General features: G+C 56.6%; 18 protein-coding genes. 12 read left to right on the plus strand and 6 right to left on the minus strand.

Annotated elements, in window-relative coordinates; genetic code table 11:
* Positions 1-25 precede the first annotated feature (25 nt).
* From FPV09_RS04880 to FPV09_RS04910, 7 genes are all read left to right on the plus strand, one after another.
* On the plus strand, positions 26-769 hold the full coding sequence (locus tag FPV09_RS04880) for a glycerophosphodiester phosphodiesterase family protein (RefSeq protein ID WP_148882576.1): 744 nt from the start codon (positions 26-28) through the stop codon (positions 767-769).
* Positions 770-803: 34 nt separating this feature from the next.
* The gene (locus FPV09_RS04885) at positions 804-1472 is read left to right on the plus strand and encodes a hypothetical protein (RefSeq protein ID WP_148882577.1); all 669 of its coding nucleotides are present in this window, start codon (positions 804-806) and stop codon (positions 1470-1472) included.
* Entirely contained in the window at positions 1454-2146 is a 693-nt protein-coding gene (locus tag FPV09_RS04890; protein WP_148882578.1) for a hypothetical protein, read from the plus strand. Before FPV09_RS04885 ends, FPV09_RS04890 begins: the two co-directional genes overlap by 19 nt.
* 36 nt (positions 2147-2182) lie before the next feature.
* Entirely contained in the window at positions 2183-3664 is a 1482-nt protein-coding gene (gene glpK, locus FPV09_RS04895; RefSeq protein WP_148882579.1) for a glycerol kinase GlpK, read from the plus strand.
* A gap of 219 nt (positions 3665-3883) precedes the next feature.
* Positions 3884-5371, plus strand: coding sequence for an NAD(P)/FAD-dependent oxidoreductase (locus FPV09_RS04900; RefSeq protein ID WP_148882580.1), 1488 nt, complete (start codon positions 3884-3886; stop codon positions 5369-5371).
* Positions 5371-6627 (plus strand): NAD(P)/FAD-dependent oxidoreductase, encoded by a 1257-nt coding sequence (locus tag FPV09_RS04905; protein WP_148882581.1) that lies wholly within the window; start codon positions 5371-5373, stop codon positions 6625-6627. The genes FPV09_RS04900 and FPV09_RS04905 overlap by 1 nt, the downstream gene beginning before the upstream one ends.
* Positions 6624-6974 (plus strand): DUF1667 domain-containing protein, encoded by a 351-nt coding sequence (locus tag FPV09_RS04910; protein WP_148882582.1) that lies wholly within the window; start codon positions 6624-6626, stop codon positions 6972-6974. Before FPV09_RS04905 ends, FPV09_RS04910 begins: the two co-directional genes overlap by 4 nt.
* Here FPV09_RS04910 and FPV09_RS04915 read toward each other — a convergent pair.
* The 4 genes from FPV09_RS04915 to FPV09_RS04930 all read right to left on the minus strand — a co-directional run bounded on the left by FPV09_RS04915 (position 6971) and on the right by FPV09_RS04930 (position 9407).
* A complete protein-coding gene (locus tag FPV09_RS04915) occupies positions 6971-7624 on the minus strand; it encodes a hypothetical protein (protein WP_148882583.1) in 654 nt (217 codons plus the stop codon). The genes FPV09_RS04910 and FPV09_RS04915 overlap by 4 nt on opposite strands.
* Before the next feature lie 63 nt (positions 7625-7687).
* Positions 7688-7891 carry a hypothetical protein gene (locus FPV09_RS04920; protein WP_058939832.1) on the minus strand — a complete coding sequence of 68 codons (204 nt, stop codon included), beginning with the start codon at positions 7889-7891 and terminating at the stop codon, positions 7688-7690.
* Positions 7888-8595: a PrsW family intramembrane metalloprotease gene (locus tag FPV09_RS04925; protein ID WP_148882584.1), complete on the minus strand. Its 708-nt coding sequence runs from the start codon at positions 8593-8595 to the stop codon at positions 7888-7890. The genes FPV09_RS04920 and FPV09_RS04925 overlap by 4 nt, the downstream gene beginning before the upstream one ends.
* A gap of 44 nt (positions 8596-8639) precedes the next feature.
* Positions 8640-9407, minus strand: a complete 768-nt coding sequence (locus tag FPV09_RS04930; RefSeq protein WP_148882585.1) for a hypothetical protein — start codon at positions 9405-9407, stop codon at positions 8640-8642.
* 160 nt (positions 9408-9567) lie between these two features.
* Between FPV09_RS04930 and FPV09_RS04935 the strand changes: the two genes are divergently transcribed.
* Positions 9568-9846: a hypothetical protein gene (locus FPV09_RS04935; protein WP_148882586.1), complete on the plus strand. Its 279-nt coding sequence runs from the start codon at positions 9568-9570 to the stop codon at positions 9844-9846.
* On the opposite strand, the gene FPV09_RS04940 is transcribed toward FPV09_RS04935, so the two are convergent.
* Positions 9833-10411: a hypothetical protein gene (locus tag FPV09_RS04940; protein ID WP_148882587.1), complete on the minus strand. Its 579-nt coding sequence runs from the start codon at positions 10409-10411 to the stop codon at positions 9833-9835. The two genes, FPV09_RS04935 and FPV09_RS04940, sit on opposite strands and share 14 nt — an antisense overlap.
* A 45-nt stretch (positions 10412-10456) precedes the next feature.
* A complete protein-coding gene (locus FPV09_RS04945) occupies positions 10457-11128 on the minus strand; it encodes an HAD family hydrolase (RefSeq protein WP_148882588.1) in 672 nt (223 codons plus the stop codon).
* A 173-nt stretch (positions 11129-11301) separates the two neighbouring features.
* Here FPV09_RS04945 and FPV09_RS04950 point away from each other — a divergent pair, with 173 nt between their 5' ends.
* The 4 genes from FPV09_RS04950 (at position 11302) to FPV09_RS04965 (ending at position 15960) form a co-directional block, all read left to right on the plus strand.
* Complete coding sequence (locus tag FPV09_RS04950; protein WP_148882589.1) at positions 11302-12597, plus strand: phospholipase C/P1 nuclease family protein; 1296 nt, start codon at positions 11302-11304, stop codon at positions 12595-12597.
* 121 nt (positions 12598-12718) lie between these two features.
* A complete protein-coding gene (gene gcvPA / locus FPV09_RS04955) occupies positions 12719-14059 on the plus strand; it encodes an aminomethyl-transferring glycine dehydrogenase subunit GcvPA (RefSeq protein WP_148882590.1) in 1341 nt (446 codons plus the stop codon).
* Complete coding sequence (gene gcvPB / locus FPV09_RS04960) at positions 14060-15568, plus strand: aminomethyl-transferring glycine dehydrogenase subunit GcvPB (protein WP_148882591.1); 1509 nt, start codon at positions 14060-14062, stop codon at positions 15566-15568.
* A 98-nt stretch (positions 15569-15666) separates the two neighbouring features.
* A complete protein-coding gene (locus FPV09_RS04965) occupies positions 15667-15960 on the plus strand; it encodes a hypothetical protein (protein ID WP_148882592.1) in 294 nt (97 codons plus the stop codon).
* Positions 15961-15981: the final 21 nt, after the last annotated feature.

Genomic DNA, 15981 nt, shown 5'->3' on the forward strand with positions numbered 1-15981 from the left:
GGAGAGTATTGGGGAGGTGATTTTCGTGGCGGAAAGAAAGGTCTTCTTGCTCGGCCACAGGGGCTACTCCGCCAAGTACCCCGAGAACACGCTTCTTGCTTTCAAAAAGGCAATTGAAGCGGGTGCCGATGGAATTGAGCTGGACGTGTGGCTGACAAAGGACGGGGAGGTCGTGGTGATCCACGACGATACGGTTGACAGGACGAGCAACGGGAGCGGTAAAGTCAAGGATATGACGCTGGACGAGCTGAAGTCCCTGGACTTCGGGAACGGGGAGAGGATTCCAACGCTCGAAGAGACCTTTGAAGCCCTCCCAGAGGGTGTTTTAATCAACGTGGAGATAAAGGATGTAGACGCGGTGAAAAAGACGGCTGCAATAATCGGAGCAAACAACCCGTCGAGGGTTATGGTGTCTTCGTTCCTAATTGATGCCCTCACGGAGTACAGGAAACACGACAGGGAGACGAGGATGGGGCTCCTCGTGGACAGGGAGGAGACGCTCACACGGCTCCCTACCCTCATCGGCGAGCTATCTTTGTGGTCAATAAATCCGCCTGTGGAGGCGCTTGAACTCATTGGTGTGGAAAAAACAGTGGGTGCCCTCCAGATGGCCAGGAGGGCGGGCCTTAAGGTCGTTCTGTGGTCCCTCAAAGATGAGACCTACTACGCCAACGATAACCTCGTCCGCCTTGGAGGACTCTTCGATGGGGTCATAGTCAACGACGTGGAAAGGATGATTGAGTACCTTGGGAACATTGGGTTGAGGTAAAACTTTTTAAGGTTCTTCTCTTTACTAATTACGATTGGAGATGAAGGCACGGGTCGTCCTGCTCATCACGGCAATCGTTCTCATGATATCGGCGGCGCTTCTTCCTCCAGAGAGACACTCAGAGCAACCTGAGATTTTCGTACCGCCCAACATGGAGAACTTCACGGAGGAGCTCAAAGAGCGCAACCTAACGGACATGTGGAAGTGCAACCCCACGAGGGAGCTCCTCGTGACCTGCAACATCAGGGACGATTGGGGGATGAAAAGAACGGTTTCCGCCTTCAGCAAGTTCCCTCATGGGGGCATAAACCTCAAAGAAGGGCGCGGTGAGTTCGAAGTCACGATTCTCAACGAGAGCGCCTTTTGGAAGGAACTGCCAGCCTTCTGCGTGATACGGGGAACAAAAGCGGAAGACGAACCACCCAGCCAAGAAGGACTTGAGGAGCTCAACGCCTTTCGCGAGCTCGAGAGCATCCTCACCGACCCCGAGGAGAGGGAGATAATCCACAACAAAACCATTGACCTCGAGTACGAGCTCGGACTCAGGAGAAAGGTCCCCGTCTGCAACGTCACGGTGGCCCACGTAATCCTCGTTTACCCATTTAGAAAGGAGAACAACGTCCCGTTCATGCTCGCCCTGTGGGCTGGGGTGGCTCTAATCGGCGCGATAGGGCTGGTGGTGGTATGGAGAGAAAGAGACTGATGCGGGCTTTTGTTCCGTTTATAGTTTTTGTTCTCCTCGCACTAATCTTCTCAGGGGTTTACCTACACGAAACCCTACGGGAAAAGAGCATTGAGGCGGGCTTGGACGAACTCGAGAAGCTCAACGTCCCCAACGCCCCGCGAGCTGGGCCCTGCAACATGGTGGTTCTCTACGTTTACATGAACGGCGGCGAAGATGCAGAGGAGCTTGAGGAGCTCCTGCAGAGATTTCATATCAACGTCAGCGTCTCAAGGGAGGATAAGTGGTTCCTTAGCATGGTCGGAAGGCTGAGGCTTGAGCAGCTGGACGACTTCATGAAGGAAAGCGAGAGGGACGGATGGATTGCGGTCTACTACAACGAAACTGAGACCTGTGCTGAATGGATTTCCAATGACAAAATTGAAAACAGGATAATCCTTGCCCACCTTGACCAGCTGTCACCCGAAAGCCGAGATGTTCTCCTTAGGGTAGTCGGGAGAAACAGGCGGTATATGGAAAAGACGAGGGAAAGCATGGAAAAGTGGGCGGACCTCAACATCTTTGTCCACTCCGGGAGAGAAGCAACTCCCGAGGATTTCCACCAACTCTCCGTCCTGCTCGCTACGTGGGGCATCCTCGTTGGGTTCGGGTCAATCTTAGCCATCATCTCCAGGAAGGAGGAACGAAACCGTTAATACCCCCAATGCCCCTTCTCTAATTCCGGTGGTACCATGGAGCAATTCATTCTTTCCCTCGACGAGGGAACTACCTCGGTTAGAGCCATAGTCTTCGACAGGGAGAGCAACGTTCTAAGCGTCGGCCAGTACGAGTTCCCCCAGCACTACCCCAAGCCCGGCTGGGTCGAGCACAACCCGGAAGAAATTTGGGACGCCCAGTTCAGGGCCATCAAGACCGCCTTAGAGAGGGCCAAGGTTGAGCCAAGCCAAATAGCGGCGATAGGCGTTACCAACCAGCGCGAAACGACGATAGTCTGGGACAGGAGCGGCAAGCCACTCCACAACGCGATAGTCTGGCAGTGCCGGAGAACGGCTGAGATGGTGGAGGAGATAAAGAGGGAATACGGCGATGTAATCAAGGAGAAAACGGGCCTCGTGCCTGATGCCTACTTCTCGGCCAGCAAGCTGAAGTGGCTCCTCGATAACGTTCCCGGTCTGAGGGAAAAGGCCGAGAGGGGAGAGGTTCTCTTTGGAACTGTCGATACCTTCCTAATCTACCGCCTCACCGGCGAGCACGTCACAGACTACTCCAACGCCTCAAGGACGATGCTTTTCAACATCAGGAGGCTCAAATGGGACGATGAGCTTCTCGAAATCTTCAATATCCCCGAGGAGGTTCTGCCTGAGGTCAGGGAATCGAGCGAGGTCTACGGCTACACTAAGAGGGAACTCATCGGTGCGGAGATACCCGTCAGCGGCGACGCGGGCGACCAGCAGGCGGCACTGTTCGGCCAGGCGGGATTCGAGGCAGGAATGGTCAAGGCCACCTACGGAACGGGGAGCTTTATCCTGGCCAACACCGGCAAGACCGTCCGCTACTCCGACAACCTGCTCACGACGATAGCGTGGGGACTCAACGGGAAGGTCACCTATGCCCTCGAAGGGAGCGTCTTCATAACCGGTGCGGCAGTCCAGTGGCTCCGCGACGGAATCAGGATAATAAAGAGCGCGTCCGAGACCGAAGAACTCGCGAGAAAACTTGAGAGCAACGAAGGCGTTTACTTCGTCCCGGCATTCGTCGGCCTTGGTGCTCCTTACTGGGATCAGTTCGCTCGCGGATTGATAATTGGCATAACGCGCGGAACCGGTAGGGAGCACCTCGCGAGGGCAACTTTAGAGGCCATAGCCTACCTGACGCGCGATGTGGTCGAGGAGATGGAGAGGCTCGTCGGAATAAAGGAGCTCCGCGTCGATGGAGGGGCGACTGCGAACGACTTCCTGATGGAGTTCCAGGCGGACATACTCAACAGGCGCGTCGTCAGGCCCGTTGTGAAGGAGACCACAGCCTTGGGAGCAGCATATCTGGCCGGCCTCGCCGTCGATTACTGGGGGAGCCTCGAGGAGATAAGGAGCCTGTGGAAGGCGGAGAGGGTCTTCGAGCCGACGATGGACAAAGAAACGAGGGAGCGGCTCTACCACGGCTGGAAGGAGGCCGTGAAAAGGGCGATGGGCTGGGCGAAGGTTGTTGGAGTCTAACGAACGCACGGCTCCGGTCTCCTTCTTTTTTGACGTACATGCAAAACCTGAAGTTACTGGCAGGGCAGACGCCATATCTGTTCATTTGATGAGTGTCCACCCATGGTCTCCCCTTTCATGCCCAAAACTGTTCTCTCCTTCCTTTTCAGCCAAACTTAAGGTTAAGGAAAGCTTTAAAACGATGAAAGTCCTTTCTCAAGTTAAATCGAGGTGAAGAGTATGAAAACGAAAGTTGCCATAATAGGCGCGGGGATTAGTGGAGCCAGCATAGCGCGCGTCCTGAGCAGGTACGAGAACCTCGAGGTTCACCTAATAGAGAAGGCCCCGGACGTTGGCTGGGGCGTCAGCAAGGCGAACACGGCTTTGATCCACGGGGGTTACGACGATGACCCGGAGAAGTATCCGACGAGGGCGAAGCTGTGTATAAAGGGAAACAGGCTCTGGCACCAGTGGGTCAAGGAGCTCGAGATTCCGCACGTCTGGAACGGTGCTTTAATCGTCGCGACGAAAGATGAGGACTTTGACGAGCTTGAGAGGCTTCTGGAGCGTGGAAGGCAGAACGGCGTCCCCGAGATGAGGCTCGTTGATAGGGAAGAACTCTTCCACCTCGAACCGAGCCTGACCCGGGAAGCGATAGGCGCCCTCTGGGTTCCGATAGTGGGGCAGATTGGGCCGATTCCAGCGGTCATCGCGATAACCGAGAACGCGGTAGCTAATGGCGTAAAAACCCACCTCGAGACAGAGGTCACCGGCATAAAGGTCGAGAACGGCGAGGTTAAGGGAGTTGAAACTAACAACGGCTTCATTGAGGCCGATATCGTCATCAACGCCGCGGGCCTCTACGCCGACAGGGTAGCGAGAATGGCGGGCATAGACTACTTCGAGATACACCCGAGGAAGGGAGAATACTGGCTCTTTGACGAGGGAATCCCCGGACCGAGGAGGGTCCTCTTCCCGACCCCAACCCCGATAAGCAAGGGAATCGTAGTAACAACCGAGATATCCGGCCATCTGATGATAGGGCCGAACGCCCAGGATCTGCCGCCCGAGGAGAAGGATAACCTCGCCACCACCCGGGAGGGGCTTGAAGAAGTCTGGGAAGGGGCAAAGAAGCTCTGGCCCCAGCTCCCGCCGAAGAGCAAGGTCATCAGAACCTTTGCCGGATTAAGGCCAGAGCCCAGCGGGGGAGACTTCATAATCAAAGCGGAGGAAGAGGTCTGGGGCTTCATCAACGTCGCCGGAATCCGTTCGCCAGGACTGACGAGCGCTCCAGCGATAGCCTACGAGGTTGCCGAGATAATCGGGCGCGACCTCGGGATAAAACTGGTCGAGAAGTCCAAGTGGAACCCGTACAGGAAGGAGATAAGCCACCTCTTCATGATGAGTCCCGAGGGGGTGAACGAGGCCGTAAAGAGGAACCCCTCCTACGGAAAGGTGGTCTGCAGGTGCAACAACGTGAGCGAGGGGGACGTGCTTGAAGCCATCGAGAGGATGAAGTTCATAGGCGTTAAAACGCCGAGCGTGGATTCCGTGAAGTTCAGGACGAAGGCAACCACCGGGACATGCCAGGGGAGCTTCTGCAGGCCGAAGATAGTCATGCTCCTCGCGAGGGAGTACGGCGTTGAGCCGTGGAAGGTTACCCTGAAAGGTAGGGGAAGCGAGATTGGAGTGGGCGACGTCAAGGCCCTCCTCAGGGGTGATGCCTGATGTTTCCGGGGATTCCGATGCTGAACTACGATGTTGTGGTCATCGGCGGCGGACCCGCCGGCATGGCGGCCGCGGTAAGGGCTAAGGAGCTGGGGCTGAACGTTCTCCTCCTGGATGAGAACGACTACCTGGGAGGGATACTCCCCCAGTGCATACACCCCGGCTTCGGACTGCACTACTTCAGGGAGGAGCTAACCGGCCCGGAGTTCGCGGCGAGGCTCGCGAAGAGGCTGGTTGAGCTTGGGGTGGAATACAGAACCGCCGCGAGGGTTATGGAAATCAGAAACTACTCCGACCTGGAGAAGGTCGTAATCTTCACATCTCCAAGCGGGGCTTATCAGGCGTGGGCCAAGGCCGTTATCTACGCCGCCGGAGCGAGGGAGAGGCACGCCTTCGAGATAGGAATAGTCGGCGATAGGGTTGCCGGAATCTACACCGCAGGGGAGGCACAGACGCTTATGGACATCTACGGGGTAATGCCGGGCAGGGAGGTTGTGATAGTCGGTTCCGGCGACGTCGGCCTGATAATGGCGCGCCGCTTCGCCCTTGAAGGAGCGAAGGTGAAGGCCGTCATCGAGTTAATGCCCTACCCCGGTGGATTGGCCAGAAACGTTATGATCCTGAAGGACTTCGAGATTCCCCTTTACCTGAGCCACAAGGTTGTCGAGGTGCGGGGCAGGGGAAGGGTCGAGAGGGTGAAGGTAGTAAAAGTGGACGAGAACCTCAACGAAATCCCCGGAAGTGAGTTCTGGATCGAGGCGGATACACTGATTATCTCCGCCGGACTCGTGCCCAGCGTCAAGAAGCTGACGGCCATAGGTGTTGAGATCGACCCATCCACCGGTGGGCCGGTTGTGAACGACAGGCTCGAGACGAGCGTTCCCGGGGTTTTCGTGGCTGGAAACGCGCTCCTCATCAATGACCTCGTCGATTACGTTGCGGAGCAGGGAGAGCTGGCGGCCGAAGGGGCGAAGGAGTTCATCGAGAATGGCGGAATAGGGAGCAGGAAATGGATCGGGGTTGAGAAAGGAGAAAACGTCCGCCTCCTCGCCCCACACCGCCTCAGCGGGGAGCGCGACGTTTACCTCTACCTGCGCGTCGCCAGGCCAATGGAAGACGTCGAACTCAAGATCCCCGAGGTCGGGAAGCGCGTAAAGCTCTCCCTGGCAACGCCGGCCGAGATGCTCAGGGTGAAGCTGAAGGCAGAGGAGGTTAGGAACGCAGAGAAGCTCACCGTCGAGGTGGTGAGGGAATGACGAAGACGTACCGCTTCACGTGCATCGTCTGCCCCCTTGGGTGCTCCATTGAGGTAAGGATTGAGGACGGGAAGGTCATAGGCGTCACCGGGCACACCTGCCCCAGGGGGCAGGAATGGGCAGTGGAAGAGGCCACCAACCCCCGGCGCATCGTCATGAGCGTGGTTAGGGTTAAGAACGGCGCACTGCCAACGGTGAGCGTTAAAACCGCGGAGCCGGTACCGAAGGAGCTGATTCCGGAGCTGATGAAATTCCTGGCGGAGTTGAAGCTCGAGGCGCCTGTGGAGATCGGGGAAGTCGTTGCCGAGTGGAACGGAATAAAAATAGTGGCCACGAGGGGCGCTTAGCCGCCCCTGTTTCTAAGGTTTCCTTTCCACGGCCCGAGCATCTCGAAGCTCCCGCGGATTTCCGTGACCTCATCCCGGCTCCAATCAGTGTAGTGCATCTCGCGCCTCCATGTGAAGCGTCCACCCTTAAGTCCGCCGTCCCCGTCCACCCGGAGAAAGGCGACTATTTCGTACCTCTCCTCGACCCTGCTCCCGTTCTCGATGGTCCCAACGGCGTAGCTGTCGGTCCCCCTGAGAACGACGCGGATTTCATATTCATCTCGCCCGACCTTCTCGATTCCCTCAACCGTGCCCTCCTTTAAAACCCAGCTCGCGAAGTTGAGCGCGTTCCACTCCACGCCTTTGCCCTTGAGTGCAACGTCCCAGTTGAGGTCGTAGAACTCCTCGCCAGGAAACGCCCTGATAAGCGAGGTTCCGTTACCCGAAGTCACCCTCCAGAAGGCGCTTTGATTTTCATAGCTCACGCAGGCGAAGATTTCCTTCTCAGTGAGATTGTCGGCAAGCTCCTCCCTCCAGCAGAAGGAGTTCTGACCCCCAATGGCATCGAGAACGTCCTCCACAGATGGCCTTCCCAACGTTGCATCCACCACGGCCCAGACTGCCAGCACTACGAGAACAGCCACCGCGGCCGCAACCGCAGTTTTTCTCATCACACCCACCGAAAAAAGTTTGAAAATGGAAGGCTATAAAGGTTACCATCCAGGGATGGAATCTCACAGCGCCTCAAACTTCTGCAGGAATATCCTGAGGTCCGTTCTGAAGGGTTCCTCGGCCCGCTCAATCTCCTCGTTCAGAAACTGGAGGAAGTTCTCTCTATCGGTGGCCTCCTCCCAGAGGCGCTTTACCAGATTCTCCAGCCGATCATAATACTCCACGTAAGGTCTGGCTTCAAATAGAGCCTCCTCTAGCTCATTCACAGTCCGTCCCTCCTCTTGAACCAGTAGTACCACAGCCTGCTCCTATCCTCCGCCTGTCCCAGGAGGAGGAAGTAGCGGAGCAGGGCAAGGTTCAGGATTATGAAGAATATCAGCAGGATGTTGTACGCGGGGACGCCAGCACTCATGAACGCGTAGTAGTCCCAGATGAAGTGCAGAAACATTGCCAGCAGGAAGTACGAGGCCGTGGAGGTCATTTTGCCCTCCGCCTTCATGCCGTAGGCCACTCCTATCACGGCACTCCACGTGGCATGGGCGAGGGGGGTGAGGAACGCGCGCATCACGGTTACTCCGAGACCCCAGCCGAGGCCGTAGAGGAAGTTCTCCGTCGCGGCGAAACCGAGGCCCGCAGCCACGCCGTAGACGAGGCCATCCATTATCCCGTCCATCTGCCCCGCCTTGAACGGCCAGCGTATAGCCAGCGCCTTGGCGGGTTCTTCCACTATTCCGGCCACGAAGGCGACGTAGAATGCAGACGCGGGCAGGAGGGGCTGAATGGCTCCACCGAGGGTCAGAAAGCTCTCCAGAATGAACGCTATGCCAACCGAGAGCGTCCCTCCCAAGATGAATGTGCCCAGAACGTACCTCCTCGGCTCGGGCTCGTACCTGTCGGCGTGATAGAAGTACCAGAGTATCGCCAGTGCCGGTCCGTACGCAAAGAACACCAGACCGCTGAACGCATCCACCGCAGATCCACCAAAAGAAAATGGGGGAAGTGGGATTTAAAGGTTTAGCATTTGCTCAGGAAGTCCGCCAGGTCGATACCCCGTGCCTTGAGGTACTCGACGAGCTCCTCGGGCGGCTCCACCGCGGCGGCGTTGGGGTTCCTGACGTCTATTGTGATCACGTCAACCCACTTGGCTCCACCCTTCTCGTAATAGACGGTTTTCTTTATCTCCACCGGAATCAGATCCCTAGTGAGCCTGACTTCGACCCGGGTCCGGTATGCGTTCGTCACGTTGGGCCCAATAGCGGTGCCGCCGGTCTCGTTGGCGTAGATAACGTAGTAATCCCCATCCTCGATGACCCTGACGTTATCGATGTTAAGGACCTCCCAGAGCCCGCTGAGGATCGTGGAGTTGAAATCCGGCCCTTCGCCAGGTCCGTAGCATGAGGCCTCCCATGTCACGGTTCCGTTCCGGTCGAAGTAGCTTGCGTAGCCGCTGGAGGTGGTGTAGTAGTAGCTCCTATAATACGAGCCGCCGCCTACGGAGCTGTTCGAGAAGGTGGAGACGGATTTGAGCTTCCTCTCAAAGTCAATCGCACCCTCATTCGAGAGCTGGGCCACGAGTTTTGTTCCGTTGTAGCTGTCCACGTGCATGGTGTACTCGTAGCTCTTAAGGGATTTTATGGCGTTTTTCATATCATCGAGGGTAAAAGGAAGGTTCGCGGCGGTCGTCGTGGTCGTGGTTGGAGCAGGGGTCGTCCCGCCCCCGGAGATGCAGCCCGCGGCAAAGACCACCAGAACAATGAACAGGCCAATGTAAAGCTTCCTCATTCCATCACCCGAGATAACTCCCCCACGGGGTATTAAAAGGTTAGCATCACCTCCCGGGGTGTTCCGGTGCCAGTGAGGTTTCTTCTTCGCAGCTCAAATTTTGTTAGGGGAACCGAAAAGGTTTTAAATCCGTCCACCAATGGAACATCGGTGAGTAGAAATGCCCTATATTGGGTTTGCAAGGAGTCCGTACGGACCGGCCAAAACCTACGAACTGATCATGGATGGACTAAGAAAGCGCGGTTTTAGAATAGGGTTCTCAAAACATCACTGGATGGGGGATGCCCCATTCGGGCTTGTTATAGTGGAAACCGAAAGGGGAGCGATAGCCATCAGGTGGAACATCGGAGATGCTTTCACCATTAGACTCGAAGAGGTTAACGACGACGATTGGGATGGTTTTGTGGAGGATACCCTCGAATACCTCAGCGGCGATTGATGTAGTGAATCCCAGTGGCATTCATTAGCTCCCGCACTTTTTCTATGTCCAGCAGGGCATAATCATCGTTCATTGGGGGTGCGGTGAATCCTATGTAAGAGCCGTTGACAAAGCGCCAGTTGCCAAGTTGCTGGAAGTAAACGTCGTTTCCCCCGGTAGAACTTTTGCTGACCCATATTTCGATCGAGAGAACGTCTGGGCGTTCCGTGAAATTAACGGCAAGAACTCCGTACCTCCGGACGTTGGTGCAGTTCTGGACTTCAAAATTCAGCCCAAGTGAATTCAACGTCCCCCCGTCCAGCTCATATACCGTGAGCTTTCCAGGGTGGTCAAAGGAATATATGTACGCCACCATGCAGTCCGTCAGAATAGAGTCTTCCACGACGAACTGCCAGCCCTTCTGGGCATCGGGATTTTTGACCCCCAGATAAATCGCGCTAACATTCGGGGGAGGTGGGCTGACGTCCCCGATGATGTTATCCCACCACGGCCCAACACCTAGGATGACCATGACCGCAAAAATCACCAGCAGTCCGATTACCACCTTATTCCGCATAACCCTCATCACCCTTAATATTCCACATTCAAACTAAAAAAGTTTCTGGGCATATCAGCGTTTTGTTTTAACGTTCTCAATGACGTCGAATATGCTCCACAGGTCCCTTATGACGTGGAGGTGAGGTATCAGGGCCAGTTTTTCGGGGTTCTTCTCCACGAACCTCGCTGTGAACGGGAAGTAGTACCAGACGTACTCGGTGTTCTCATCACCGTGGCCCACGAAGCGCCAGGGCTTGTCGTCCACCCAGATGAAAACGTCATCCCCGTACTTCTCGCGAACAAGACGAAACGCCTCATCTATGGTCATATCGTGGCCAAAGACGATGACGTCGTCGAAGAGGTCGTAGATGCCCATCCGCCTCAGGCGCCGCACCTTCATGCCATCGATGAAATCCTCCGCCGAGAAGGAGAGGACCACGTGGCCATCCTCCCTGAGCTTCCTCAGCAGTTCGATGGAGTCGTCGATGGGCTTCGTAAGCTCTGCCCGCTCCTCGAACCAGGCCTCAAAGAAATTTGTGCGGAGGAAGAACGGCGGCCTGCTTTTCTTCTTGTGCTTTCCAAAGGTAGGCCTCTCAAACTGGAGCTCGATTTTAGTCAGGAGCTTCGCCCAGAGGGCCTTTCCGGGAAGCCATCGGTAGCGCCTCTCGAGCGCACGCTGAAACGCCTCCTCAATGCACGAGTACGTATCCGCTAGAGTTCCGTCGAAGTCGAAAGCGATTATCATGACGACCCCCTTACTGGGGAGGAAGATGGACATTTAAGCGTTGTCCCGGTGACTTTTCCATGTCGGATGATACAGCATGACCCAGAGGACTCCAAAGGCTATAACCTCAGTAACTCGAAAAAGCTTTAATCCTGCGTTACCTCACAAGTCTCGCATACACTTGGGGTGATAACATGAAGAGGGCTGGAACCATAGTTCTCGTCCTTATAGTCCTCAGCTGCTTGGGCCTCGTGAGCGCCTGGCCGACCGACGGACCGACCCTCGACAACCCCATGAACGTCCACCAGAAGATGACCTACAAGGCCATACAGGCCGTTTACAAGGACAACCCGACCCTCGGCTCGATACTCATGCAGTACAAGGACCAGCTCCTCTATGGGGCCTACGACGAGGACTGGCGAGGCGGGAGCATAGACTTCAACGGGAAGACCTACACCCTCCAGAGCCAGTACCACTTCCACGACCCGATGGACCACGCCGAGCTTATAACCGTGGACCTCTTCGGCGACCGCGACAGCTCCGGAGCCGACATGGCCCAGAAGCTCTACGAGCAGGCGGTTCAGCTCTGGAAGCAGGGCAACAGGGAGGAGGCCATGCTTTACCTCGGCAGGGCCGTCCATATACTCGAGGATATGGGCATGCTGGTTGCACACACCACCCCGGCGCTCTTCGAGGACCTTGAGCAGTTCAAGTACATAGAGAACGCCCACGACTTCGTTGAGAATGACATCTCCCCCACCGTTGCCGACGACATACTCAACGACCGCGTCCCCCTCGACCTCACGCCGATAAAGTGGTGGCAGATTCCGCAGGAGAAGGGGAAGTTCATCTCCGGCTACGACATCTACATAGCCGACAACGAGAACGGCCATATGAGCCTCGCCAACGGCGTCGCCTGGGCCTACGCCGACCTCATCGCCCACAACGCCTGGAGATACATGCTCTACTCGACCGGTAAGGACATCAACCTCTGGAGCGAGCGCGGCCACCTCGGAAGCTACTTCTGGACCAGGACCCTCAAGAAGGGCGACTGGAGCGTCCTCAAGCTCGAGTTCCAGGGAGCAAGCTCGATAACCATCGTCTTCAAGGACATCGACATGCAGAACGCCTACTTCAAGACCCTCGGCTACGTCGAGATTTACGACAAGAACTGGAACCTCATAGCCCGCTACGCCCAGGACCCGAACCCGCTCGTCGATACCAGCGTCACCGTTCCGGGTGACACCGTTTACATCTACACCTACGTGAGCAAGGACGATTGGCTCGACGACGACGTGGACGGCTGGGCCATAAGGAACATCGAACTCCACGCCAACTTCGACGTGAACGCTCCGAGCGGCTTCAAGACCCTCGACGGCAGAACCTACAGCAAGGTTCAGTGGGCGGTCTACGAGACCATGCAGTACGACATAAGGGCCATCGCTGGCCTGATGGAGAAGTTCTTCGAGGACGTCGGCGTTACCGGCTGAGGCCTCTACCCCCGTATTTTTTCTTCCAGCGATACACGGTTCTGTCCTCCCAGCGGCACAAAACATATATTCCCCCTGCCCAACTTTCAACGAGCATCTTAAAGCTCAGAAGGTGATAGGCATGGGAAGGCACTACCTCCCGAACCTGGCGCACAGGGATGAAATGCTGAAAGAGATTGGGTTCACGTCGATCGAGGACCTCTTCTCCGACGTCCCGAAGGGCATGGTCCAGAAGTTCAACCTGCCCAAGGGAAAGAGCGAGTATGAGGTCTTCAGGGAGCTTAACGAAGTCCTGGGTCAGAACAGGACCGCCCTTGAGATGCCCAGCTTCCTCGGGGCCGGGACGTACTTCCACTACGTTCCCGCGCACGTGAAGTACCTCATCGAAAGGAGCGAGTTCCTAACCGCTTACACCCCCTATCAGCCGGAGGTAAGCCAGGGGATGCTCCAGGCCCTCTTCGAGTACCAGAGCATGATAGCCGAGCTCGTGGGTCTCCCCATAGTCAATTCATCGATGTACGACTGGGGCACGGCGATGGCAGAGGCCGCGCTGATGAGCGCCCGCGTTACCAGAAGGAAGAAGTTCGTCATCCCCAAAGCCCTAAGCCCCGAGAAGAAGGCCGTTCTCAGAACCTATACCGCGGGCCCGGGTATGGAGATAACCGAGGTGCCCTGGGACGAGAGGGGACAGGTTGATATGGAGAAGCTCAAGGAAGCCGCCGACGGTGCAGCCGGTGTTTACGTTGAGGTACCCAACTTCTTCGGGCTGATTGAGGAGAACCTCAGGGAAATCGGCGAAATAGCTCACGAGGCAGGGGCGCTCTTCGTAGTCGGCGCCGACCCAACGATCCTCGGCGTAGTGGAGGCGCCGGGAGAGCTCGGGGCGGATATCGTCGTCGGTGAGGCCGCTTACTTTGGAAACCCGATGAACTTCGGAGGTCCGAGGGCGGGAATCTTTGCAGTCAGGAATGACAAAAAGCTCATCCGCCAGATGCCCGGAAGGATCATCGGAATGAGCAGAGACGCGGACGGAAGGAGGGCCTTTGTGATGACGCTCCAGACCAGGGAGCAGCACATAAGGCGCGCCAAGGCGACCTCAAACATATGCTCAAACGAGGCCCTGGTGGCGGTTGCCGCGGCAATACACCTCGCAACCCTCGGCCCCAGAGGTCTCAGCGAGCTCGGAGAGGTCATCCTCAAGAACACCGCCTACCTCAAGAAAAGGCTCTCGGAGGTGGCGGAGGTTCCGTTCGATGGCGTGAACTTCAAGGACGTACTCGTCCGCTTTGAGAGACCCTACAGCGAGGTACACGAGATGCTCTTGGCAAGGAACATCCACGGCGGCCATTACATTGGAGAGCACTTCCCCGAGCTGGGTGAGGGAGCCCTCTTCGCCGCGACCGAGACGACGAGAAAGGAATGGGTCGATGCCCTCATAGAGGCCCTCAAGGAGGTGGCCTGAATGTTCCGTCAGGCTAAATGGAGCGAACCGCTCATCTTTGAGCTCTCAAGGCCGGGAAGGGTTGGCTACACGATGCCGGCCCCCATAGAGGACGTGGCGGTTGAAATTCCCGAGAAGATCAAAAGAAAAAGCCCGCTGAACCTTCCGGAGCTGAGCGAGCCGGAGGTTGTGAAGCACTACACGCGCCTGAGCGAGATGAACTACGGCGTTGACTCCGGCATCTACCCGCTCGGCTCGTGCACCATGAAGTACAATCCCAAGATAAACGAGGAGATAGCCGGCCACCCAGGAGTTGCCTACATCCATCCGTACCAGGACGAGAGAACCGTCCAGGGAGCCCTAAAGATAATGTGGGAGCTTGAGCAGTGGTTGAAGGAGATAACAGGCATGGACCGCTTCACCCTTCAGCCGGCGGCTGGGGCGAACGGCGAGTTCACGGGCGTTTCGATAATAAGAGCCTACCACCTCGACAACGGCGAACCGCAGAGGAACGAGATGCTGGTGGCCGATTCCGCCCACGGAACCAATCCCGCCTCCGCAGCGATGGCCGGCTTTAAGGTCATCGAAATCCCCTCGACCGAGGAGGGAACGATGGACCTGGAGGCCCTTGAGAACGCCGTCGGTGAAAGGACCGCCGGTTTAATGCTCACCAACCCCAACACCCTCGGCATCTTCGAGGACGAGATACTCGAGATAGCGAAGATAGTCCACAAAGCCGGTGGCCTGCTCTACTACGACGGAGCCAACCTCAACGCCGTCCTCGGAAAGATAAGGCCCGGCGATATGGGCTTCGACGTTGTCCACCTCAACCTCCACAAGACGTTCTCAACCCCGCACGGCGGCGGCGGACCGGGAAGCGGGCCGGTTGGAGTTAAGGACTTCCTCAAGGACTACCTGCCGGTTCCGCTCGTGGGCTACGATGAAGAGAACGATCGCTACTACCTCGACTACGACGTGCCGAAGAGCATAGGCAAGGTGAAGGAGCTCTACGGCAACTTCGCGGTGATGGTTAGGGCCCTGACCTACCTCAAGATAATGGGCAGGGAAGGCCTCAGGGAGGTCAGCGAGATAGCGGTTCTCAACGCCAACTACCTCACCCAGAAGCTGAAGGGAACGAGGGGCTACGAGCTGCCCCACAAGGAGCTCAGAAAGCACGAGGTGGTGTTCAGCGCCGAGCCCATGAAGAAGGAGACGGGGGTTAAGGCCCTGGACGTTGCCAAGAGGCTCCTCGACTTCGGAATGCACGCACCGACGATATACTTCCCGCTGATAGTCCACGAGGCGCTGATGATCGAGCCCACCGAGACGACCAGCAGGGAGGAGCTCGATGCATACATCGAGGCCCTCAAACGCATCAGTGAGGAAGCCTACACCAACCCAGAGGTCGTCAAAGACGCCCCCCACAACGCCGCCGTTAGAAGGGTGGACGACGTTCTGGCGGCCAAAAAGCCCATCTTAAGCTGGAGAATGTACCTCCGGCTGAGGGAGAAAGGCGAGATTGATTACTGAGGTGCCTTTTCTATTTCCTTATCCCCGATGTTGTCCAGAAAGATTTTTAAAGGAAGGGCACAAATATGTAATAGAAAACTTACACATGGGTGATTCATATGACAGTTGGGGTTGGACGTGTTGAGAACACCGGATATGAGGTTGGATTTGATGAGTACGTTGTCCCAGTGAGGGGGTTCCTCCTCCAGAGGGGCAAGCTAGCGGGAATATACGTGAAGGGCGGAATAATCCCAGTAACCGAGGAGCTCCCCAAAGAGGTTCACCAAGCCGTTGTACAAGGCCGTGTCAAGAAGGAGATAACGGTGAGGGAGATACGCTACGGTGAAGAGGACGTAATAGAGGTTCTCATAGAAGCTGACTACCAGAGCCGGACCATCTTCACGACGAGCTGAGGTTCATGCCTCCTCACCTCC

The sequence above is a fragment of the Thermococcus aciditolerans genome (assembly GCF_008152015.1).
In the GTDB taxonomy this organism is placed as follows: Archaea; Methanobacteriota_B; Thermococci; order Thermococcales; family Thermococcaceae; genus Thermococcus; species Thermococcus celericrescens.

Coding starts and splice junctions, on each gene's coding strand:
- FPV09_RS04940 (WP_148882587.1), bottom strand. CDS start 10,411: ATGAGGGTTATGCGGAATAAGGTGGTAATCGGACTGCTGGTGATTTTT.
- glpK (WP_148882579.1), top strand. CDS start 2,183: ATGGAGCAATTCATTCTTTCCCTCGACGAGGGAACTACCTCGGTTAGA.
- gcvPB (WP_148882591.1), top strand. CDS start 14,060: ATGTTCCGTCAGGCTAAATGGAGCGAACCGCTCATCTTTGAGCTCTCA.
- FPV09_RS04890 (WP_148882578.1), top strand. CDS start 1,454: ATGGAGAGAAAGAGACTGATGCGGGCTTTTGTTCCGTTTATAGTTTTT.
- FPV09_RS04965 (WP_148882592.1), top strand. CDS start 15,667: ATGACAGTTGGGGTTGGACGTGTTGAGAACACCGGATATGAGGTTGGA.
- FPV09_RS04915 (WP_148882583.1), bottom strand. CDS start 7,624: ATGAGAAAAACTGCGGTTGCGGCCGCGGTGGCTGTTCTCGTAGTGCTG.
- FPV09_RS04900 (WP_148882580.1), top strand. CDS start 3,884: ATGAAAACGAAAGTTGCCATAATAGGCGCGGGGATTAGTGGAGCCAGC.
- FPV09_RS04910 (WP_148882582.1), top strand. CDS start 6,624: ATGACGAAGACGTACCGCTTCACGTGCATCGTCTGCCCCCTTGGGTGC.
- FPV09_RS04945 (WP_148882588.1), bottom strand. CDS start 11,128: ATGATAATCGCTTTCGACTTCGACGGAACTCTAGCGGATACGTACTCG.
- gcvPA (WP_148882590.1), top strand. CDS start 12,719: ATGGGAAGGCACTACCTCCCGAACCTGGCGCACAGGGATGAAATGCTG.
- FPV09_RS04935 (WP_148882586.1), top strand. CDS start 9,568: ATGCCCTATATTGGGTTTGCAAGGAGTCCGTACGGACCGGCCAAAACC.
- FPV09_RS04950 (WP_148882589.1), top strand. CDS start 11,302: ATGAAGAGGGCTGGAACCATAGTTCTCGTCCTTATAGTCCTCAGCTGC.
- FPV09_RS04930 (WP_148882585.1), bottom strand. CDS start 9,407: ATGAGGAAGCTTTACATTGGCCTGTTCATTGTTCTGGTGGTCTTTGCC.
- FPV09_RS04905 (WP_148882581.1), top strand. CDS start 5,371: ATGTTTCCGGGGATTCCGATGCTGAACTACGATGTTGTGGTCATCGGC.